Source organism: Acinetobacter sp. YH12094, assembly GCF_013419295.1.
Classification (GTDB): domain Bacteria; phylum Pseudomonadota; class Gammaproteobacteria; order Pseudomonadales; family Moraxellaceae; genus Acinetobacter; species Acinetobacter amyesii.
In genome coordinates this window covers 74228-97455 of sequence record NZ_VPAK01000007.1, presented here as the reverse complement: position 1 = coordinate 97455, position 23228 = coordinate 74228, and the positions used below count along the sequence as shown (strand labels likewise).

The 23228-nt window shown below is 41.6% G+C and carries 18 protein-coding genes and 2 pseudogenes; 12 read left to right on the top strand and 8 right to left on the bottom strand.

Annotated elements, in window-relative coordinates; genetic code table 11:
* Positions 1-4 precede the first annotated feature (4 nt).
* On the bottom strand, positions 5-1390 hold the full coding sequence (locus FTU34_RS07485) for an MFS transporter (RefSeq protein ID WP_180035202.1): 1386 nt from the start codon (positions 1388-1390) through the stop codon (positions 5-7).
* Positions 1391-1692: 302 nt separating this feature from the next.
* Positions 1693-3807 carry a phenylacetic acid degradation bifunctional protein PaaZ gene (gene paaZ / locus FTU34_RS07480; RefSeq protein ID WP_180035203.1) on the bottom strand — a complete coding sequence of 705 codons (2115 nt, stop codon included), beginning with the start codon at positions 3805-3807 and terminating at the stop codon, positions 1693-1695.
* Positions 3808-4069: 262 nt separating this feature from the next.
* Here paaZ and paaA point away from each other — a divergent pair, with 262 nt between their 5' ends.
* The 12 genes from paaA (at position 4070) to FTU34_RS07420 (ending at position 15106) form a co-directional block, all read left to right on the top strand.
* Entirely contained in the window at positions 4070-5014 is a 945-nt protein-coding gene (gene paaA, locus FTU34_RS07475; protein WP_111884663.1) for a 1,2-phenylacetyl-CoA epoxidase subunit PaaA, read from the top strand.
* A gap of 37 nt (positions 5015-5051) precedes the next feature.
* Complete coding sequence (paaB, locus tag FTU34_RS07470) at positions 5052-5342, top strand: 1,2-phenylacetyl-CoA epoxidase subunit PaaB (protein WP_078193737.1); 291 nt, start codon at positions 5052-5054, stop codon at positions 5340-5342.
* Between the two features lie 15 nt (positions 5343-5357).
* A complete protein-coding gene (gene paaC, locus FTU34_RS07465) occupies positions 5358-6113 on the top strand; it encodes a 1,2-phenylacetyl-CoA epoxidase subunit PaaC (protein ID WP_180035204.1) in 756 nt (251 codons plus the stop codon).
* A gap of 27 nt (positions 6114-6140) precedes the next feature.
* Entirely contained in the window at positions 6141-6641 is a 501-nt protein-coding gene (gene paaD / locus FTU34_RS07460) for a 1,2-phenylacetyl-CoA epoxidase subunit PaaD (RefSeq protein ID WP_180035205.1), read from the top strand.
* 61 nt (positions 6642-6702) lie between these two features.
* The gene (gene paaE / locus FTU34_RS07455) at positions 6703-7761 is read left to right on the top strand and encodes a 1,2-phenylacetyl-CoA epoxidase subunit PaaE (protein ID WP_180035206.1); all 1059 of its coding nucleotides are present in this window, start codon (positions 6703-6705) and stop codon (positions 7759-7761) included.
* 25 nt (positions 7762-7786) lie between these two features.
* The gene (locus FTU34_RS07450) at positions 7787-8557 is read left to right on the top strand and encodes an enoyl-CoA hydratase-related protein (RefSeq protein ID WP_180035256.1); all 771 of its coding nucleotides are present in this window, start codon (positions 7787-7789) and stop codon (positions 8555-8557) included.
* Entirely contained in the window at positions 8557-9348 is a 792-nt protein-coding gene (gene paaG / locus FTU34_RS07445) for a 2-(1,2-epoxy-1,2-dihydrophenyl)acetyl-CoA isomerase PaaG (protein ID WP_078193733.1), read from the top strand. Before FTU34_RS07450 ends, paaG begins: the two co-directional genes overlap by 1 nt.
* A gap of 3 nt (positions 9349-9351) precedes the next feature.
* The gene (locus FTU34_RS07440) at positions 9352-10899 is read left to right on the top strand and encodes a 3-hydroxyacyl-CoA dehydrogenase (RefSeq protein ID WP_180035207.1); all 1548 of its coding nucleotides are present in this window, start codon (positions 9352-9354) and stop codon (positions 10897-10899) included.
* Between the two features lie 10 nt (positions 10900-10909).
* Entirely contained in the window at positions 10910-12130 is a 1221-nt protein-coding gene (pcaF, locus tag FTU34_RS07435; protein WP_180035208.1) for a 3-oxoadipyl-CoA thiolase, read from the top strand.
* A gap of 46 nt (positions 12131-12176) precedes the next feature.
* On the top strand, positions 12177-13469 hold the full coding sequence (paaK, locus tag FTU34_RS07430; protein WP_180035209.1) for a phenylacetate--CoA ligase PaaK: 1293 nt from the start codon (positions 12177-12179) through the stop codon (positions 13467-13469).
* A gap of 56 nt (positions 13470-13525) precedes the next feature.
* Complete coding sequence (locus FTU34_RS07425) at positions 13526-14467, top strand: PaaX family transcriptional regulator C-terminal domain-containing protein (RefSeq protein ID WP_180023690.1); 942 nt, start codon at positions 13526-13528, stop codon at positions 14465-14467.
* Between the two features lie 39 nt (positions 14468-14506).
* A complete protein-coding gene (locus tag FTU34_RS07420; protein ID WP_180035210.1) occupies positions 14507-15106 on the top strand; it encodes a gamma carbonic anhydrase family protein in 600 nt (199 codons plus the stop codon).
* Between the two features lie 5 nt (positions 15107-15111).
* Here FTU34_RS07420 and FTU34_RS07415 read toward each other — a convergent pair.
* From FTU34_RS07415 to FTU34_RS07390, 6 genes and pseudogenes are all read right to left on the bottom strand, one after another.
* Positions 15112-15801, bottom strand: a pseudogene (locus FTU34_RS07415) (cupin domain-containing protein).
* Positions 15802-16845: 1044 nt separating this feature from the next.
* Positions 16846-18182, bottom strand: a pseudogene (locus FTU34_RS07410) (MFS transporter).
* 202 nt (positions 18183-18384) lie between these two features.
* Entirely contained in the window at positions 18385-19410 is a 1026-nt protein-coding gene (locus FTU34_RS07405) for an enoyl-CoA hydratase/isomerase family protein (RefSeq protein WP_180035211.1), read from the bottom strand.
* Between the two features lie 23 nt (positions 19411-19433).
* Positions 19434-20207 carry an enoyl-CoA hydratase gene (locus tag FTU34_RS07400; RefSeq protein WP_180035212.1) on the bottom strand — a complete coding sequence of 258 codons (774 nt, stop codon included), beginning with the start codon at positions 20205-20207 and terminating at the stop codon, positions 19434-19436.
* An 80-nt stretch (positions 20208-20287) separates the two neighbouring features.
* Positions 20288-21415 carry an acyl-CoA dehydrogenase family protein gene (locus FTU34_RS07395; protein WP_180035213.1) on the bottom strand — a complete coding sequence of 376 codons (1128 nt, stop codon included), beginning with the start codon at positions 21413-21415 and terminating at the stop codon, positions 20288-20290.
* A gap of 120 nt (positions 21416-21535) precedes the next feature.
* Complete coding sequence (locus FTU34_RS07390; RefSeq protein ID WP_180035214.1) at positions 21536-23191, bottom strand: AMP-binding protein; 1656 nt, start codon at positions 23189-23191, stop codon at positions 21536-21538.
* Positions 23192-23228: the final 37 nt, after the last annotated feature.

Below are 23228 nucleotides of genomic sequence, written 5' to 3'. Positions count from 1 at the left end.
AAGATTATTTCCAAACAAATGGCGATTTCTTTTGTGCATTCTCAGCTTCATCGGTTGGTTCCAGTGTAATACCTGTGCGGTCTTTAAGTACACAGATTGCAATGAAAGCAATAACAGCCATAACCGTCAGATAGGTGCTTACCAAGAAAATGCCGTTAGCTTTAGTGATTAAAGCTGCAGCAATCAGGGGAGCAAATGCACCACCAATGATTGAACCCAGTGCATAAGTAATCGAAATACCAGAGAATCGAATAGATGCAGGAAAGAGTTCAGAATAATAAACAGCTTGCACACCATAGGTGATTCCAATTCCCATAGCGAGTATTGCTAAACCAAGCATAATGTATACATATTCACCAGTGCTAACCAATGGGAATAAGAATAGTGCAGTTAAAATTTGGATGATTGAACCTAAAATATAAATAGGTTTTCGACCAAATTTATCGGACATGACTGCTGAAAGCCAAGTAAAGAATGTCCAAATGACTGCAGAAGTACAGACTAAACTCAAAATTGTTGGTCGATCTAACGCCATGCCATTTGGATTAGTAGTAAAACTTTGAATGAAACCGCCTGCTGTCATATAACCAAGTGAAGTTGTACCAGCAGTAAGAAGGGAAGCTGTTAAAATAAGTTTTTTATACTCAGAAAATAGTTCCCGTATTGGTTTTTTTGCTGTGCTTTTACGCTCTTTTAATTGTTCGAACACTGGACTTTCTTCAACGGAGCGACGAATCCAATAGCCTAAACCAAATAAAATAATACTGAGTAAAAATGGTACGCGCCATCCCCATTCTAAAAATGCGTCACCAGGAGAAACATAAGCGGTCATAATCACCAGAACAAAGGATGCAAGTAACAAACCTAGTGGTACACCTAACTGTGGAAATGAACTAAATAAGCCACGTTTTTTGGTAGGAGCGTGTTCAACAGCCATTAATACAGCTCCACCCCATTCACCACCTGCAGAAATACCTTGTAAAATACGCAATAAAATTAAAATGATCGGAGCTGCGATACCAATATTCTCATAGGTTGGAAGTAAACCAATCATGGTCGTCGTCCCACCCATCAAAAGCAAAGTCATAGCGAGTACAGCTTTACGTCCTAATTTATCGCCAAAGTAACCTGCAATAAAGGCACCAAAGGGTCTGAAAATAAAACTAATACCAATCGAGGCGAAGACTAATAGAGTTCCGAAAGCAGGTCCGGCAGGTGTAAAAAAAAGTTGGTTAAAAACTAAACCTGCAACAGCAGCATAAATAAAATAATCATACCACTCGATGGTGGTACCAACGATGGTTGCTAAAGCAATTTTCTGTGTCCTCGATTGTTCGGGGATATCCATTGCAAGTTCTGGTGTATTCATTTCTATTTGCGAATTATTCATGCGAAATTCCTTTTATTCATGTCCATAAAACTACCTACTTTGATTAAAATGGCAGGTTGCTTGATGCAACCAACTGTTTCTAAAACCATTGTTTTGTCATTCATTTTGCAACTTCCTGTGCAAAGCTATTATTGAAATATATTTGATACATTTATTATTTATTTTAGTTTTAAAAAGTATCATTAATCGAATTTAGGTTGAAATTCATTATTCGTCAATGTTATTTACAAAAAAAAGATACAGATATATCTGTGAAATAAAAAAAAGGAATCATATTGATTCCTTTTTTGGTTGAGTCGAAATTATACATCACGCTCGACAAGCGTTAAGATGTCATAGGTTGCAACCAATTCACCACGTTGGTTTTTCACTTTAATGTCCCACACCACCACGCCGTGAGGTTTTTGTTCTGGATCACGCAAGGTTTTTGGTGTTTTTTGCTTACAGGTCAGTTCCACTTGAATGGTGTCGCCAATTTTGACCGGCTCTACAAAACGTAAATTATCCATACCGTAATTGGCAATAACAGGGCCTGCTGCGGCATCTACAAATAAACCGGCTGCTGCAGATACAATAAAGTAACCATGCGCAACGCGTTCACCAAATAATGATTCTGCAGCGGCAATTTTATCCATATGTGCATAGAAATAGTCGCCACTCAAACCACCAAAATTAACGATATCTGCTTCGGTAATGGTGCGGCGTGCTGTTAGTAAACGCTCACCAATACGCAGTTCATCAAATGACTTTTTAAATGGATGTACGCGATCTTCAAAGACCTGTGCACCTGCTGTCCAGCGATGACCAATTTGTGTCAACACATTTGGAGAGCCTTGTAATGCTGTACGTTGCATATAATGTTTGACTGCACGTAAGCCTCCTAATTCTTCACCGCCACCTGCACGCCCAGGTCCACCATGAACTAAAAGTGGTAGGGGTGAACCATGGCCAGTACTTTCACGCGCACTTTCCGTATCTAAAATATGCAGACGACCATGCCATGGTGCAATTTTTGCGACCAAGCTTTCAATATTTTCATCCGCATTGCGCACAATGGACGCCACCAAACTGCCTTCACCTTTTGAGACTAAGGTTACCAACTCGCTTTCTGTGCTATACGGCATCAGTGTCACCACCGGGCCAAACGCTTCAACCTGATGGACGTACTGTGCATCAAGCGGTTGACGGCAAAGTAAGACTGTAGGTGGATATAAGGCTGATTTTTCATGATATGCACCATTTACCGTGATATCTTGGCGTAAATGACTGCCAAAAATAATATCAGCATCTTGTGCCAATATTTCGACTTTTTCTGCAACATCGAGCTTTTGTTTATAGCTCGCCAAAGCACCCATCGTCACACCTTCTTGGCTTGGATCACCCAATACGACTTTTTTCAGCTTCTCAATCAAACGCTGTTGCACCGTCTCTAATAAAGCCGTAGGGACAAATGCTCGGCGAATCGCGGTACATTTTTGTCCGGCTTTGGTGGTCATTTCACGGAAAATTTCACGGACAAACAAATCAATGCTTTCATCTGAGGCTTGGGTTGTCAGGATGGCACTGTTGACTGAATCGGCTTCCATGCTAAATGGAATGGAATAGGCATTTAAATGCGGATGTGCACGTAATTTTTGTCCCGTTGAGGCAGAACCAGTAAATGTCACAGTGTCCTGTTCATTTAAATGCTCAAAGAGATCGTAGGTTTGACCGCAGATCAGCTGTAATGCACCTTCAGGTAAGAAACCACTTTCATGAATGGCCTTCACCACTGCATGGGTCAACTGAGCACCTTCTGTTGCAGGTTTAACAATACACGGCACACCCGCCAATAAAGTCGGTGCAATTTTTTCCAGCATGCCCCAAATCGGGAAGTTAAAGGCATTGATATGCACTGCCACGCCAGCTTTGGGACTCAGTAAATGCTTAGCACCAAATGAACCATGTTTAGACAGTTGAATGAAGTCATCTTCAATCCAAACTTTTTCATCGCTGAGTTCGCGGCGTACTAAGCTTGAATAGGCAAATAATGTGCCGATACCGCCTTCGATATCAATCCATGCATCTTTACGGGTACAGCCCGTTGCTGTGGCAAGCGCATAGTAGTCTTCTTTACGTTCCAATAAGTACTGTGCAATTTGCTTTAATGCATTGGCACGTTGATGAAAGGTCCAATTGGCAACACTTGAACCATGCGTTTTGGCATATTGCACCACGGCTTGAGTGTCAATACCATGACTACTGACTTGGTAAATGGCTTGACCTGAAATGGCGTGAAATACTGTACGTAAGTCTTCTGATGCAACGTGTTCTTGTCCAAGAACCAATGAACTTAAGCGCAGTAAAGATTCCGATGGCTCATATTTGCCATCCACTGAAATGGTATTGTCTTGTGAATTTTGCTCAAGATCCAACATCGATATAACTCCATTTATGATACGTTGTTAATATTAAATTTATAATATGTGTTTCATAAATTGCATTCAAAAAAACAGATTGTCAATCAAATTCCTTGTTGAAAAAATTATTTTTTAGTATGAAAAAAATATTAATTAAATAAAAACAATATCTTATTAATAGGTGTTAAAAATATTTATATGATACCAATAAAAATCAATTGAATTATTTTTTGTATCGTATTAATTTGAATCTAACAACACTTGGGATAAGTGAGACAACATGAACACGCAACAACAAAGATTTGATGACAACATTGTCAATAATGTATCGATTGAGCCAAAGGATTGGATGCCAGACGCTTATCGTAAAACTTTAATTCGCCAAATTGGACAACATGCACATTCTGAAGTGATTGGTATGTTGCCAGAAGGCAATTGGATTACCCGTGCGCCCACCTTAAAACGTAAAGCGGTATTACTTGCCAAAGTACAAGACGAAGCAGGTCACGCGTTATATCTCTATAGCGCAGCTGAGACCTTAGGCGCAGATCGTGACGATATGATGGATAAACTGATTGCAGGTCGCATGAAGTATTCATCAATCTTTAATTATCCAACCTTAAGTTGGGCAGATGTCGCAGCCATTGGTTGGTTGGTCGATGGCGCGGCAATTGTCAATCAGGTTGCTTTGTGCCGTACCTCGTATGGTCCTTATGCACGTGCCATGGTGCGTATTTGTAAAGAAGAAAGTTTCCATCAACGTCAAGGCTTTGAAGCCATGATGCGTTTAGCTGAAGGCACACCTGAACAAAAACAAATGGCGCAAGATGCAGTCAATCGTTTTTGGTGGCCTGCACTCATGATGTTTGGTCCAAGTGATGACAATTCACCAAACAGTGAACAAAGCATGAATTGGAAAATTAAGCTGTTTAGTAATGATGCCTTACGTCAAAAATTCGTGGATAACACCGTGCCACAAGTTTTACAGCTTGGTTTAACTGTGCCAGATCCAGACCTGAAGTGGAATGAAGAGACCGGTCATTATGAGTTTGGTGAAGTGAATTGGACTGAATTCTTTAATGTGATCGCAGGTAAAGGTCCATGCAATCATGAACGTATTGAAGCACGTCGTAAAGCATGGGAAGGCGGCAAATGGGTTCGTGATGCAGCAGCAAGCTATGCCAAAAAACAACAGCAATTCAATGATACGCGCAAAATTGCATAAGCATTTAAGTCATCAATGACATACAGGAAGTTTAATCATGGATAACAAAAACAATTGGTCTTTATACGAAGTCTTCGTACGTAGCAAACAAGGTTTAAGCCATCGACATGTGGGTAGCTTACGCGCACCGGATGATGAAATTGCCTTACAAAATGCGCGTGACGTGTATACCCGTCGCAACGAAGGTATCAGTATTTGGGTGGTCAAATCTGAGTTAATTACTTGTTCACAACCAGATGAAAAAGCGGAGTTTTTTGAACCACATTTGGATAAGGTTTACCGTCATCCAACCTTTTACAACATTCCACACGGCATTGAGCATATGTAATTGGAGGATCACAGCATGACCAATAAAGTTTTATCCGAATTTCTATTACACATTGGTGACAGCCAACTGATTTTGTCACATCGTTTAGCGGAATGGTGTGGGCATGCACCTGAACTTGAGCTTGATATTGCACTTGCGAATATTGGCTTGGACTTATTAGGTCAGGCACGTACTGCGCTTTCACTGGCAGGGAGTATTGAAGGTTTAGGACGTGATGAAGATCGTTTAGCGTACTTCCGAACTGAGCGTGAATATCGCAATTTACTGCTCTGTGAACAACCCAATGGCGACTTTGCACAGACCATCGTACGTCAATGGTTAATGGATCATTATCATGCCTTGTTATTTGCCGCGTTAAGCAATAGCAACAACGCCGAACTGTCTGCCTTTGCGATTAAGTCTCTCAAAGAAGTGAAGTATCACCAACGTTTTTCAACAGCTTGGATGGAGCGCTTAAGTCTGGGTACGCAAGAAGCACATGACAAGGTGCAACATGGTTTAAATCAATTGTGGCGTTTTACCGAAGAGCTATTTGCACTGACCAACGATGAAAAACAATTGGTGGAAGTGGGCATTATTCCTGACTTAACAATATTGCCTGCGAAATGGTTAGAACTGATTCAATCGGAATTAACGCGTTTCGAGCTACAACTACCACAAGAGGGAGCCTACCGTAGCGGAGCCAAGCAAGGTTTGCATACTGAACATTTAGGTTATGTCCTTGCCGAGTTGCAATATTTACAACGCAGCTATCCAGAGATGGTGTGGTAATCACAGCGTTCACAGGGAGTGAGTGACATGAACCGAATTCAACACGTTGAGCAGCAATGTTGGGAGATTTTACAACAGGTGTCTGACCCAGAAATTCCGGTGTTATCGGTCTTGGATTTGGGCATGATTCGTGGTGTAGAAATCAATGCAAGCCAAGAGATTGTGGTGCGTTTGACCCCAACCTATAGCGGTTGTCCTGCCACTGATTTACTCAAAGACGAAATCAAAACAGCGTTATTGGCGCATGACATTCACCCTGTCAAAGTGGTGGTGGATTTATCTGAGGCATGGACCACGGATTGGATGAGTGAATCAGGTAAAGAAAAGCTACGCGAATACGGCATTGCACCACCACAAGGTTCATCTCATCTGTGTGGTACGCATGTGGCGCTGACGGATGGCGTGGCTTGCCCACATTGTGGCAGTGCACATACACAGCTGTTAAGCGAGTTTAGTTCTACTGCATGTAAAGCCTTATACCGCTGCCAAGACTGCTTAGAGCCCTTTGATTACTTTAAATGTATTTAATCTAATGGACATCGATGTGCGCTGAACAGCACAGCAATAAAATAAAAGAAGGATTTTAACAATGAGTCAATTTATTCCCTTAACCATTAAATCAATCCAGCCGCAAACGGAAAATGCCATTTGTATTTCTTTTGCTGTGCAAGATGAACAAACCTCAGCGTTTCAATATCAACCAGGTCAACACCTGACTATTCGCCATCTCACAGAGCAAGGTGAAATTCGTCGTTGCTATTCGATTTGTAGCGATGTGCAAGAAGATATGAGTATTGCCATTAAAAAAATTGATCAAGGTCAATTTTCAACATGGGCAAATGAAAACCTCAAAGCAGGGGATGTGTTAGAGGTGATGCCACCTCAAGGGGTTTTTTTCCAAAAAGCAGCAAAAGTCGGTGGACAACATTATTTAGGCTTTGCTGCAGGCAGTGGAATTACGCCAATTTTATCCATCGTGAAATCAGTGCTGAATCGTCAGCAAGATGCCACATTTACACTGGTTTATGGCAATCGTTCATGGAAACAAACCATGTTTGCTGAACAAATCATGGATCTTAAAGATCGCTTTCATCAGCGTTTGCAATTGGTGAATATTTTTTCACGTGAATTGAATGACAGCGAGATCTTTAACGGTCGTATTGATACTGAAAAGCTCCAGCAGTTGGCCAAAGCCGGTTTGATTCGTACAGATACTGATCACTGCTTTGCCTGTGGTCCAGAAGAGATGATGACGGCCGTTGAGGAAATTTTGCCGACGCTAGGGATTGAGCGCAGCAAGATTCATACAGAACGCTTTAATACAGGTACGACTACAAAAGCATCAGCACAACAAGTTGCGCAACGTAGTGAAGAAAAGGTCAACATTATTTTAGATGGTCGTGAGTTGATCATTGAGGTATCAAAACAAGATGACAGCATCCTCGATGCCGCATTACGTGCAGGTGCAGATTTACCTTATGCCTGTAAAGGTGGGGTGTGTGCCACCTGTAAGTGTAAGGTGCTTGAAGGTGAAGTCGAAATGGCCATCAACTACAGCCTTGAAGAGGATGAAGTTGCAAGAGGTTATGTCTTGAGCTGCCAAGCCCGTCCAACCACTGCCAATGTACGCTTAAGTTTTGATGAATAACGCTGTGTGGAATGAAAGTATGGACATGCAATATCTAAAAAGTAGTTCTCCAAAAACCGGTGTGGTGCTCATTGAACTGAATCGCCCTGAAAAACGCAATGCCTTAAACAATGCCACATTGCAGGAGCTCGCGGATTATCTAACAACCTTAGATACAGACCGTGAAGTGCGTGCAGTCGTGATTACAGGTCATTCACAATGCTTTGCTGCAGGTGCGGATTTGAATGAGCTTGCCCAACTTGATGTGGTCAGCATTCAACAGGATCAACGACCACAGTTGTGGAAGCGGATTGATGAGTTTTCAAAGCCTTTAATTATGGCCGTCAACGGTTATGCCTTAGGTGCAGGTTTTGAATTGGCATTGCATGGTGACATTGTGTTGAGTGGTGAAAATGCACAATTTGCTTTACCAGAAATTGGTTTAGGCATGTTGCCCGGGGCAGGTGGAACACAGCGTTTGGCACGTCTCGTCGGTCAGCAACTGTGTATGCGTTGGGCAATGACAGGTGAAATGATCAGCGCCCAGACCGCATTGCAACACGGGATCAGCAGTCAAATTTGCCCAACAGCTTTAACGGTGCAATATGCCGTTGAATTGGCAGAAAAAATTGCCAAGCAAGCACCCCTAGCGATTCGTGTGATTAAACAGTCGCTAAAAAGTATTCATGAAGTGACCCTAAGCCAGGGTTTAAAACTCGAGCGTCAACATTTTGTGTGGTTGGCAGCAACCCAAGATCGTAAGGAAGGCATTCAAGCTTTCTTAGAAAAAAGACAACCCGCATTTAGAGGTGTGTAATGGATTACCAAACAATTATTGTCGAAGAAAAAAATGCAGTCGGTTATTTAACGTTTAATCGTCCAAAGCAACTCAATAGCTTTAATGAAACTATGCACAAAGAAGTCTCAGGAGTTCTCAAAGCATGGGCAAAAAATGCTGAGATTCGTGCAGTGGTGATTTCTGCGGAAGGTCGAGGTTTTTGTGCAGGACAAGATTTAAGTGACCGCGTGGTTGATCCAAATGCCGATGCACCTGATTTAGGCCGTTCGATTGAAATGTATTATAACCCACTGATCAAACTGATTACTGAAATGCCGAAACCAGTGCTGTGTGCAGTGAATGGTGTAGCAGCGGGTGCAGGTGCCAACATTGCTTTGGCGTGTGACATTGTACTGGCTGCAAAATCAGCATCCTTTATTCAAGCCTTTTGTCGTTTAGGTTTAGTTCCAGATTCGGGTGGAACATGGTTTTTGCCACGTTTGGTTGGTCGTGCACAAGCAATGGCTTTGGCTATGCTTGGCGATAAGATTCCTGCTGAGCAAGCACAACAATTGGGCATGATTTGGCAAGTGGTTGAAGACGAAAAACTGAAAGCCGAAGCCAGCAAATTGGCAGAACATTTAGCGACACAACCCACTTATGGTTTGTCATTGATTAAAAAAGCCATTCATGCTGCAGCAGCTAATAGCCTCGATGAGCAATTGATTTTAGAACGTGATTTACAGCGTTTAGCAGGGCGTAGCAGTGACTATCGTGAAGGTGTACAAGCCTTTATGCAAAAACGTACACCACAATATACAGGATGCTAAATCATGGCAGAACTTCATTTACAGCATGCCCCTGTGGCAGTGATTGGTGCCGGTACCATGGGCATCGGCATTGCACAATTGGCGGCCATGCATGGCCATCCGACCCATGTGTATGATGTCGATCCACAACGTGTAGAAAGTGCTTTTGCCGCACTAAAACAGCAATTACAAAAACGTGTAGATGCCGGAAAAATGGCGGCTGATCTCTTGCAACTGACCTTGTCCAATTTAAACGTGGCAGCGGATTTACACGCATTAGCAGACAGCCAACTGATTGTAGAAGCGATTATAGAAAACAAAGACGTTAAACAAAAGCTATTTCAACAGCTTGCTGATATCTGCTCGCCTGAGACGATCTTTGCATCCAATACATCTTCAATCTCGATTACTGCGATTGCTGCCAATATTCCACATCCAGAACGCGTGGTCGGTTTGCATTTCTTTAACCCAGCACCAGTGATGAAGTTAGTGGAAGTGATTGCAGGCTTAAAAACAGACCCAGCAATTTCTGATGCTTTAGTCAGCTTGATGACAGCATGGAAAAAAGTGCCAGTACGTGCAAAATCCACCCCAGGGTTTATCGTCAATCGTATTGCACGTCCTTATTATGCAGAAGCCTTCCGTGCCTTGCAGGAAAATGTCACCACACCTGAGCAACTTGATTTTATCATGCGTGAATGTGGACGCTTTTCGATGGGGCCGTGTGAGCTGACCGATTTAATTGGCCAAGACATTAATTTTTCTGTCACACAGAGTGTCTATGATGCCTTTTTTGATGAACCGCGTTATCGTCCATCCTTAATTCAAAAAGAATTAGTCGATGCAGGCTGTTTCGGTCGCAAAACTCAACAGGGTTTTTATGACTATCGAACGGAACATTCTAAAAAAGTGTATCAACTCCCTGTGATTTACAGTAAATCACCTGAAAAAAATGAGGTGGTGGTCAAAGGTGATTGGTCACATTCACAGGGTTTGATCGAGCTATTGCAACAATCTTTACATATTAATCTGCGTATTGAAGCGGCGCCAATGGCTGAAATTCTCATCGGTGATGTGTCTTTACGTTTATCAATGGGGCAATCTGCCGAAATTGATTATGCATCACAAAAAGTGGTGTTGATGGATTGGCATGGCGATTGGTCACAAGCCAAAGCCATTGCAGTTACAGCTTCACCAGCGTGTACAGCGATAGATCAAAAAAAGATTGAACAGTTGTTTATCGGCCAAAATATTATTCCGATTTGGTCTCAGGATCATCCAGGATTATATGTACTGCGCACTATTGCCATGTTGGTCAATGAAGGATGCGAGGCCGTTTTACATCAAATTGCGTCTGAACAAGACATTGATTCAGCCATGAAATTTGCTGTGAATTATCCTAAAGGACCATTCCAATGGGCACAAGAATTAGGATACAACATTATTTTACAGACTTTGCAAAATCTGTATCGTATTTATGGTGAAGAGCGTTATCGTCCTAATCTATATTTATTAAAAAAAGCGGCACAAGGACATGTGTCAACGCAGCAGCCATTACGCGCTGCCAGTTAAGGATAAAATGATGCAAGACGTATTTATTTTTGATGGGATTCGTACCCCAATTGGGCGCTATGCCGGTGGTTTAAGTAGTATTCGTACCGATGATTTGGCTGCATTGCCGATTCAGTATTTGAAGCAACAACATCCAAATTTGCCTTGGACGGAGGTCGATGAAGTGATTTTGGGTTGTGCCAATCAAGCCGGTGAAGACAATCGTAATGTGGCACGTATGGCAACATTACTTGCAGGCTTGCCTGAAAGTGTACCTGCCATTACAGTCAATCGTTTATGTGCTTCAGGTCTTGATGCAGTGGGGCTTGCTTCACGTGCGATTAAATCGGGTGAAGCGCAGTTTGTCTTGGCAGGTGGTGTGGAAAGCATGTCTCGAGCGCCCTTTGTTCAGTCTAAACCGACGAGTGCATTTAGCCGTACACCTGAAATTTTTGATACCACTATTGGTTGGCGTTTTATCAATCCGCTATTTAAAGCCAATTTTGGCGTCGACAGCATGCCTGAAACTGCTGAAAACGTGGCAGAAAAATACAATATCAGCCGTGCCGATCAAGACCAATTTGCCTACAACAGTCAGCAAAAAGTCGCAAAAGCACAGGCTGAAGGTCGCTTTGAGCGTGAGATTTTACCAGTCGAGATTAAAAGCAAAAAAGGTGTAGTGCGTGTTGCTCTAGATGAACATCCACGTGCAGAAACCACACTAGAAGCTTTAAATGCACTTAAAGCACCATTTCGTAAAGAAGGAGGTTCAGTCACAGCAGGCAATGCATCAGGTGTCAATGATGGTGCTGCATGTTTACTCTTAGGTAATAACGCCTTTGCTGAGCAGCATGGTTTAACTCCCCAAGTGAAAGTTTTAGGGATCGCAAGTGCTGGTGTAGAAGCACGTTATATGGGTATTGGGCCTGTACCTGCAGTGCGTAAAGTTTTAGCACAAACGGGCTTAACTTTAGAGCAAATGGATGTGATTGAACTCAATGAAGCCTTTGCAGCACAAGCTTTAGCTGTGATTCGTGAACTGGGTTTAGCGGATGATGATGCACGTATCAATCCAAATGGTGGTGCCATTGCTTTGGGCCATCCACTTGGCATGAGTGGTACACGTTTAGTCCTTACCGCAATGCATCAACTGAAAATTCAACAAGGAAAATATGCGCTGTGCACCATGTGTGTCGGTGTTGGGCAAGGTGTTGCCTTAATACTCGAAAATATCAATTCAGGACGTAATTGATTGACATAAAACAAGCTGTCGCGATGACTGCGTAAGGAGCAAGACAATGAATAAAAATGCAATGGAACACATCGAAACCGCATCTGTAGATGAATTACGTCAACTGCAAGTTGAGCGTTTAAAAAAGACGCTCAATCATGCTTATCATAACAGCACGGTGTATAAGCAAAAGTTTGATGAAGCAGGTGTACATCCGGATGATTTTAAACATCTTGAGGACTTAGCAAAATTTCCTTTTACCACCAAAAAAGATTTACGTGACAATTATCCATTTGGCATGTTTGCGGTGCCTCAAGAGCAAATTGTGCGCGTACATGCTTCATCGGGCACCACAGGTCAACCGACGGTGGTTGGCTATACCGAACATGACATCAATATCTGGTCGGACGTAGTCGCACGATCGCTGCGTGCTGCAGGGCTAAGCAGTAAAGACACCATTCAAGTGTCGTATGGTTATGGTTTATTTACCGGTGGCTTAGGTGCACATTATGGCGTAGAGCGTTTGGGTGCTACTGTCATTCCAATGTCAGGCGGGCAAACAGACAAACAAGCGCAGTTAATTCACGATTTTAAACCAACAGCACTCATGGTGACACCATCGTATTGCTTGAATATCATTGAAGCTCTTGAGAAAAAGTTTGGTTCAGCCAAAGACTGTTCTATTAAAACTGGTGTATTTGGTGCTGAACCTTGGACCAATGAAATGCGTAAAGAAATTGAAACGCGTTTAGGTATTGATGCCTTAGACATTTATGGCTTATCTGAGGTCATGGGTCCTGGGGTGGCAATGGAATGTTTAGAGTCCAAAGATGGCCCAACCATTTGGGAAGATCATTTTTATCCAGAAATTATCAATCCTGAAACAGGCGAAGTGGTGCAAGATGGTGAGCTGGGTGAATTGGTATTCACGACAATTACCAAAGAAGGCATGCCGGTTATTCGTTATCGTACCCGTGATCTGACACGTTTACTGCCAGGCACATCACGTACCATGCGTCGTATGGATAAAATTGTCGGTCGCAGTGATGACATGATGATTATTCGTGGTGTGAATGTGTTCCCATCACAAATTGAAGAGCAAATTTTGCAAATTCCACAATTAATTGCGAATTATCAGATTCATATTTGTAAGCAAGGACACTTGGATACATTGCATATTCGCACCGAAATGCGTCAAGATAGCAGTTCACAATTGGCGTCACAGCTTGCAAACCAATTAAAATCACAGATTAAAACCATGGTGGGGATTAGTGTGAGTGTTGAAGTGCTGAATGAAGGGAGTTTACCTCGCTCTGAAGGCAAAGCGCAGCGCGTGTTTGATATTCGACAATCCGCTTAAATGAACATGCCTGATGACTAGGCTCATCAGGCAATTCACAGGTAAATGAAAACGCAATGAATCCTAAATTAAAACAAATTATTGATGAGTTTATTCAACGTGAAGCGCTCAGTGGGACTTCATTGGTCATGACCATTTTTGGTGATAGCATTTATCACCGTGGCGGTGTCATCAGTCTTGCGAGCTTAATTCAGCTAATGGACGTATTTGGCTTGAATGAACGTTCAGTACGTACTGCGGTCTTTCGTTTGGTACAAAATGGCTGGCTCAGTTCAGAGAAAATTGGGCGCACCAGTTATTACCGTATTACGGAAAGTAGTCGTCAGCGTTTTATCATGGCTGATCAGAAAATTTATGGCTTTAGTCATAAAGATTGGGATAAAAAGTGGGACTTGGTGCTCCTTAGCTCAGTTGAACTTGAAAATAAATTGGTCTTAAAGAAAGAGCTTGAATGGTTAGGTTTTGCCAATATCGCGACCAATGTCATGGCGTATCCGGGCTGTGATCAACAAAAGCTGCAAAATTTATTACTCAGTCATCAAATGACCGATCAAGTCGTAGTATTTCGTGCCGAAACCCTAGAACTTTGGCAAGAATCTTATCCCACCATTAAACGTATGGTGGTTGTGAATTGGCCCATTCAAGAATTACATCAACGCTATGAAAAATTCATTAGTGATTTTCGTGAGTTTTTCTATTTTGTCGAGCAAGATGAAGACATAGATGCTGTCCAAGCCTTTCAAATTCGTATCTTATTGATTCATCAGTTCCGTCGTATTTTACTCAAAGATCCAAATTTACCATTTGAGTTGTTACCGACGGACTGGCTGTCGTTAATTGCACGTAATTTAAGTACCAATTTGTATCAGGCGGTGTTTATGGCAGGCGATGAGTTTTTCTTAAATGTTGCACGTACGGCTGAAGGCAGTATGCCGCCTGCACACCCACAGTTTTATAAACGTTTTGGTGGTTTAAAACAGCCAGATTTGAGCTATTAAATTAGCGTCTAATTTAAAATTAACAATAAGGATATAACAATGCCGTGCTATGCCATTGATGGCGTGATTCCAGTGGTCGATCCTCAGGCTTTTGTACACCCAAACGCCGTGTTGATTGGCGATGTGATTATTGAGGCAGGGGTTTATATTGGACCTTTTGCTGCCTTACGTGCTGATTTTGGCCGTATTCATATTCAAAAAAATGCCAATGTACAAGATTCTTGTACCATTCATGGCTTTCCAAACAGTGTGACCTTGGTGGAAGAGTGTAGTCATGTGGGGCATGGTGCTATTTTGCATGGCTGTGTGGTACGCAAGAATGCCCTCATTGGCATGAATAGTGTGATTCTCGATGAAGCTGTGATTGGGGAAAATGTGATTATAGGTGCCAACAGTACAGTTAAGGCAAAAGCAGAGATTCCTAATAATATGCTGGTATTGGGCAGTCCTGCACGGGTGGTGAGAGCCTTAACCGATCAAGAAATTGCTTGGAAACGTCATGGTACGGCGCAGTACATTGAGTTAACCGAGCGTTGTCTCAACAGTCTACAAGTGGTAGAACCTTTACCCCATGACACAGCAGAACGCTTAACATATAAAAATTTTCAGGCAGATCATGTCTTAAAGCAACAGATATAAGCTCTTCACATATTCAATTCATCTGTCCAAACGTCTCTGGCATGTTGCAAATGTCCGCTTTGATACACAGCGTTGCACCTGATTCGGTGACGTGTAGATCAATAACATAATCTGAAGGGAAGCGCATCCAGGTTCCCGTAGGATATACATGGTGTGCTGAGCTAAGCGCACCTTGCAAGGATAAAAATTTCAATGCCATGTTCAGCACTTTCAGCCATGCATTGATTGGGTTTTAATTTTTCCAAAAAAGTCTGTTCAACATTTGATTTAAATAAGGAGCAGATTTCTCGGCCTTGCTGAATACGCCAATGCTTTGGGTCATGAGTATTAATGCGTGTTGGAGTCACTTCATGTTTTGTCATTTGCATGAGTTTGACAAAAATTTGGCAACCCATTTCACTCGATACCCGATGGCTAGATTGATGTGGATTACGCATATACCATCCTGCAAGATAGTGTTGATCCTCATTTTCAGTAAATGTTCCAGTTAAGACCAAAACCTCTTCACCAAGGGGGTGCGTATGTTCAGTGAATGGAGTCTGTGGCGAAAATTCAACCACACTGGTTGCGCGCGCTTTTTCTGCACCAATTCGGTCAAGTATCATACGATTGACTTGACCGCCTGGAGATTTGACCCAATGGTAATCTTGCGGAGTGATGATAATTGGTTTTGAAAAATCAGCATGAAGATGCATAACACAATACACGTTTGTAAATTTAAAGAGAAAATAAATGTAACTTTTTCAACAACACTATACGAGTTTAAACAACATCTCAGCAGTTGAATTATTAAGTGAATTGCAGTGCAATGGACTGAAATGGGAAGGAGGAATGTCGGTTGTATGTAAAGGTGAGAGCAGGTCCGAGTAATCACAAGGGGCTCAGTACAAGGAGATACTATGATGATTCATGGTTCAATTTAGCGGTTCAAAAGTATGCTTACACCGCGTAGCAAGATCAGCATTGTGATTATCTATAAACAAAATACCTGTTGCGACTTTTAACTGCTCCACAGCGCCCAAAATTTTATAATTTCAAGCCCAAGACGGAATTTCTTACGAGCAGATTGCGACTTTACATAGTCATGCTGTGATATCGACTTGCGTTAATTTGCTTTAAAAAGCATATAGTTGCTTGGACTTTTTGGTGATTTTAAAGATGATTATGGTTATATACATGGGGTTCTGCTTGTTTCTTAGGAATTGATCAAGATGCCAAATATGTGTCAAAGCATATTTTAAAATGTTATCAAATTTTTCAAATATGCTGGGAGGATTGCTTGGCGTTAATATGACGCATAACAAGATGACTCTAGGAAAATAGGGTCATTTTTCGATGTTCTGTTTTAAATCCTAAGAAAAACGTCATGTGACAATTTTTTGGAATCAAAGCATTAAACAAGTGATCAATGTGAGAAAATAAGAATAGTTTTTGTGCCAATTAAAGAATCAGAGAATTACGTAAGCCAGACAATAGGTCAGTATCGTGTTTAGGTTTGCATATTACCTTAATTTAACATAATATACATTATACGAAATGCTTCAACTTTATTTACAAAGATGATAATTCACAGCTCTTGCACATCAACTGTATTCAAATTGCTATGTTCCTAAGCTTCGCTAAAAATAAATTTGTCCTGCCACAATCCTTAGACAAGAAAAAGCCATAACAATTGTTGTTATGGCTGTACATATGTATTTCTATATTTAAATCAATCAATTGTTTTCCTGATTGTTGATTTAGGAAGATTTGATTTTCTCACTGCTAAATGCATTTGCCTTTCGCTCTATTTGATCCGGCTTTAAGAATGATGATGCAATAATCGCAATCACTGCAAAGCCTGAAATATAGGCAATAATTAAATTAGGGCTTCCATCACCAATACTCAGCAATTTCGTCGCGATTAATGGTGCTAAACCACCACCTAGCACGCCTGCAAATTGAACTGAGATTGAAATACCGCTATAACGTATTTCTGCTGGAAATTGGCGCGAAAATAACTGTGACTGCGGCGCATACATCAAAGGAAAAACCACACCAATACCAATCACAATGGCCGTCCAAACCAATACTGGATCTTTAGTATTTAACATCGCAAAAAATGGATAGCTGTATAAAGCCAGTACGCATAAACCAAATCTAAACATGTTTTTTTGCCCAACTTTATCAGACAAATGTCCAAAAATTGGCGTAATAACCATGATGACTGCAGCACCACAAATCGTTGCAAACAAGATATCTTGCCTAGGAATATTTAGCTGTGTGGTGGTATAGGCTAAAGCAAATGTCGATGCCAAATAGAACCAAGCATTTTCAGCAGCTCGAGATAAAATAATCGTAATCAACTGCTTAGGATGATTCTTCAATACCTGTTTTGCTGGAACTTTAATTGTTTCGGTTTGCGCTTTAACTTTTTCAAAGTCTGGTGATTCAGGTACTTTTACACGAATATACCAACCTACAGCCAGTAAAATAATGCTGGCTAAAAATGGTAGACGCCAACCCCAGCTAAATAACGCTTCTTCAGGTAACATTGAGACTAAGCCTAAAGCCACCGAAGCGAGCAATAAACCACCACCTGTACTGGCTTGCGGTAAACTTCCCCAAAAGCCTTTTTTACCCGCTGGCGCATGCTCTACCGCCATGAGGACTGCTCCGCCCCATTCTCCACCCATGGCCATGCCCTGTATAAATCTTAAAATAATTAAACAGACCGTTGCCCAATAACCAATGGTTTCAAATGTCGGTAACAACCCAATCATCACTGTGGGAATACCCATCAACATTAGTGTGACCAATAACATTGATTTACGACCAATTTTATCGCCAAAATGGCCAAAAACAATGCCACCAAGTGGTCGACCAATAAAGCCTACAGCATAGGTAGCAAATGCTGCCAATACGCCAGTTAAGGGATCAAGATTTGGGAAAAAAGTCGATTGAAAATGAGTGCTGCGGCAGCACCATAGATAAAAAAGTCATACCATTCGATGGTTGTACCCACCATGCTGGAAATACCCGCTAAACGATGCGAGGACTTAGCTGGTGGAGCTGTGTTTCCCTGTACATTTTGCATTGTTATCTTCCTTATTCTGCAAGATATTTCTACGTTGCATTTTCACGATGCTTGATTTGTATGATGATTTTCTTCATGAAAATCAATATTTTTAGATCTTATATGTGTTTAATTTACGCTGAGTCACTGGTTCATATCGAACATAAAATCAAATATGAATATTGACCAAGGGTTTGAACCGTTAAAAATATAAACCTACTGATTAAATAGATATTTCCTCCATTATTTTGTCTAAAGTCGGACTAGACTGTTGCCACTTTGGCTGTTTGTCTTTATCCACAATTAATGCACGCACACCTTCAACAATATCGCCATGTTGAAACCAAACGTCTTGTAAATGTCGTTCAATTTGCATGCATTGCTTTAGTGAAAGACCTCGACCTAAATGTTGGAGTTGCAAACTGATCCTTTTCGCGATTGGAGATCGTTGTTCCAAGGTATTGCGTATTTTTAACGCCCACGCTTGAGCATCATTATGCTGTTCATTTTCAAGACTATTTTCAATGGCATCAATGCTCTCAAAACCAAAATGCTTACGAATTAAATCTGCATTTTGACTAAGTTTACTTTCCGCTGGTCGAGTAATATATTTCGCAATCAATTGTTCAATATTTTCTTTGCTGAGATGCTTGGAATTTCTTAAATCTTCTTCTAATTGAACAAGTTGCTCACTCGGAACATGGTAGTCAATCAAATCTAGATACAACGCATCGCTAGCACTGATTTGATCGCCCGTAGTTGCCATGTACACACCAATATCATCTAAACGGGATAAAAAGTGTGTCGCAGCCACATCTGGGAAAAATCCAATGGCAGTTTCAGGCATGGCAAATCTAGACTTTTCGCTGCTGACAAGCACATGACATGCTTGGGCTAAGCCAAATCCACCGCCAAGTACATAGCCATCGAGTATGACAATAATGGGTTTTTCATACGAACGAATGGTGTTCAGCATTTCATACTCAGCTTGAAAATAAGCTTGATGATCATCTCTACCATTCATATAACTATCATAGAGATAGCGAATATCTCCACCTGCACAAAATGCTTTGGGACTATTTGAGCGAATAAGTACAGCATGAATATTGGTTTGATCAGCCCATAGTGCTAATTGCTGTTGAATCCCCTGAATCATTTCCAAAGACAAGGCATTTAAACTTGCCACGCGATCTAAACTGATTTGGCCTAAATGTCCATGTTCTTCAATCATTAAGTTATTTGTACTCATATCCATATAATCCTTTTTTATTTTTAATTGTCTTTAAAATTGGCTTGGCGCTTTTCAACAAATGCTTGCATGCCTTCTTTTTGGTCTTGAGTTGCAAAAATCGAATGGAATGTTCTACGTTCAAAGCGTAAACCTTCTTGCAAACTGACTTCAAATGCACGATTAATTGACTCTTTGATCATCATGGTTGCGACTACAGATTTTTCGGCTATTTTTTCAGCAGCTTTTAAGGTCTTTTCGACCAACTCCTCTTTAGGAAAGACTTGAGCAACTAAACCACTCTGCTCTGCTTCTACTGCGCCCATTTGTCTGGCAGTCAGACACATTTCCATAGCTTTGGCCTTACCTATAGCAAGCGTTAAGCGCTGTGTCCCACCTATCCCTGGGATTACTCCTAAAGTCACTTCTGGTAAACCGAATTTTGCATTGTCGGCACAGTAAATAAAGTCACACATGAGCGCTAACTCACAGCCTCCACCTAACGCATAACCACTAACAGCTGCAATTAAAGGTTTACGGCGCTGAGCAATTCGATCTGCCAGATGAAAAAAATCATCCAAATAAATATTCGGAAAACTCAGTTCAGCCATTTCTTTAATATCTGCGCCAGCGGCAAAGGCTTTTTCTGAACCTCTAATAACCATACAACCGATGGCAGGATCTCGATCTAAATCATCCAACGCCAAATTAAGGTCTTGAATTAATGTGCTATTTAATGCATTTAAGGCCTGAGGACGATTTAAAGTAATGAGTCCAACACCATTGTTTTTTTCGAGCAGAATCGTTTCAAATTGCATGTGATATCCCTATATATGTTCAATATTTATAAGTAGGCTTCGTCTGAAGCCTTGTCGTTTTAAATGTCTTAATGACCACGTTATAAGCTGCGAGCAATTACTAAACGTTGGATATCACTCGTACCTTCATAGATTTGGCAAATACGTGCATCACGATATATACGCTCTATCGGGAAATCTTTGAGATAGCCATAGCCTCCAAAGACTTGTAATGCTGCGGAGCAAACACGCTCAGCCATTTCAGACGAAAAAAGCTTGGCCATAGACGCTTCATTTAAACAAGGTTGTCCTGCTTCTTTTAAACGTGCCGCGTGATAGACCAATTGGCGTGCGGCCTCTATTTCTGTTGCCATACTTGCCAATCGGAACGCAACTGCCTGATGTTCAAAAATTGGTTTACCAAAAGTAATACGCTCTTTGGCATATCGGGTTGCTTCTTCTAATGCTGCACGTGCAAGACCAACTGCTTGCGCCGCTATACCAATACGACCGCCTTCTAGATTTGATAAGGCAATTTTCAAACCTTCACCTTCTTTTCCTAACATTAGGCTTTCATGCACACGCACGTCTGTGAGTGCAATTTGGCAGGTATCTGAGGCATGTAATCCAAGCTTTTCTTCAGTACGAATCACTTCATAACCGGGTGTTTCTCTTGGTACAATAAAAGCACTCATGCCTTTTTTCCCTGCACTTGGGTCAGTCACAGCAAAGACAATAATGACCCCTGCATTATGTCCCGAGGTAATAAACTGCTTAGCACCATTAATCACCCATTCATTGCCATCTTTTACTGCACGAGTTTTAATGGCAGCAGCATCTGAACCCGTATGTGGCTCAGTTAATGCAAATGCACCGATCATTTTGCCTTGTGCTAAAGGCACTAAATATTTCTGCTTCTGTTCTTCTGTGCCAAATTTAGCAATAGGAACACAGCCTACCGAGTTATGTACACTCATAATGGTTGAGGTTGCCCCATCTGCCGCTGCAATCTCTTCTAGAGCCATAACATAGGCAAGATTACCTGTATCTGAACCACCCCATTCATCTGATACCAACATACCCAATAAACCCAGTTCCCCCATCTGCGCTAAAGCCGCTTTGGGAAAGGTACCGTGTTTATCCCATTCAGCCGCTTGAGGTTTAATTTGTTCCTGTGCGAAACTGCGTGCCATGTCCTGAATTAATAATTGTTCTTCGGTAAATTGCATCTTATCTTCCTGTACATCAATCAATTGCTTCCATCCAGTTTGAAAATGACTAGAACTGAATGAAAGCTTGATTTTGATCCTGATTGTTCGGCATTAATTTAGAGTTAATCGTTACGTCATTTAACTTGCATGCTGCGTGGATTGTTTCGCAATCTCTTGATTTCTTAATAAGAAACGCTGAATTTTTCCACTTGGGGTTTTCGGCAGTTCTTGAACAAACTCCACCAATCGTGGATAAGCATGTGCAGATAAGCGCTTTTTCACAAATTGCCCTAGTTGCTCTGCTAACTCTTCTGACGCTGTGACATGCTCAGCTAAAATCACAAAAGCTTTTACAATTTCTGTCCGATCCGGATCAGGTACACCAATGACCGCAGCTTCAATCACTGCATCATGCTCAAGTAAAGCGCTTTCAACATCGAATGGCCCGATACGATAACCTGATGTGGTAATCACATCATCATTACGACCAACGAAGCTCATACTGCCATCTGCGTGTAATTCTGCGGTATCACCCGTGAGGTAATAATGCTTTACAAAGGGTGACTTACGACTTTCTTTATAGCCACCAAACCACATCATCGGTGATTGACTAATATCGACAGCCAGTACTCCTGGCGTTCCTGCAGCTAGCTCTTGCCCTTGTTCATCAACAACCGCCACGCGATATCCCGGACTGGCATAACCTGCGACACCTGCGCGAATATCATGTTGTAAACCATGGTGATTACACACCACCATACCAACTTCAGTCTGACCATAATGGTCAAAGATCGGTGCATCGAGGACTTGTTTAAACCAACGGAACACTTCAGGGTTAAGCGGCTCTCCAGCACTACTCACGACTCTAAATTTCCCTTTGAGTTTTGCCATTTGTTCAGGATCAGCCGCCATCATCATTCGATACGCTGTCGGTGCGCCTGCAAGGTTCGTCACTTTGTAGTCATCTACGATCTGACACAAACTATCAATGCTAAAACCACCTTCGTAAAAGAGTGTTGCATGTCCAAGTAAAAGTGGCCCAGTAATTCCGTAATACAAACCATAAGCCCAACCCGGATCGGCAATATTCCAAAACGAATCATCTTCACGCAGTCCTACCGCATTTTTCATATATTGACCAAAAGCGATCAAAGCTTTAAGCGGGACTTCTAAGGGCTTTGCAGGACCTGTAGTACCTGAAGTAAACATCAAAAGAAATGGATCATTGATGCTCTGTAGGACAATTTCACAATCTGTAGACTGTGCGTTTACTTCATCCCAAAAGTTTAAATCTCCCTGTTGTATCCCTTGACCCGCTGGATCTGCAACAGTAACGATTTGAGGACAATGTGCGACTTCATCTAATTTACTGCGATTACCAACATCGCTAATCACCAATTTGCTTTGTGCAAGGTGTAAACGATGTTCAATGGCTTTGGGGCCAAAGGCGGTAAATAGCGGTTGATATACAGCACCTATTCGCCAAGTACCTAAAATAACCACAAGTAATTCAACTGTACGAGGTAATAAACCCGATACACGATCACCTTTTTGCACACCCTGTGACTTTAAAAAATTGGCAAATTGGCTCGACCACTGTTGCAGCTCTGCAAAGGTATATTGTTCTTTCCGCCCATCTTTACCTTGCCAATATAGTGCGACCTTATTTTGATCAATCGCATGACGGTCGCAGCATTCATAACATGCATTTAATTGCTCTAAAGAGCCTGATAACATTTCTTTGGCAGCATGATTTAAGTCAAATGCCTTTGCAACATCTTGATAATTCGACATCTTCTCTACCTCAGTCTCAATTTATTGTTATTCCGAC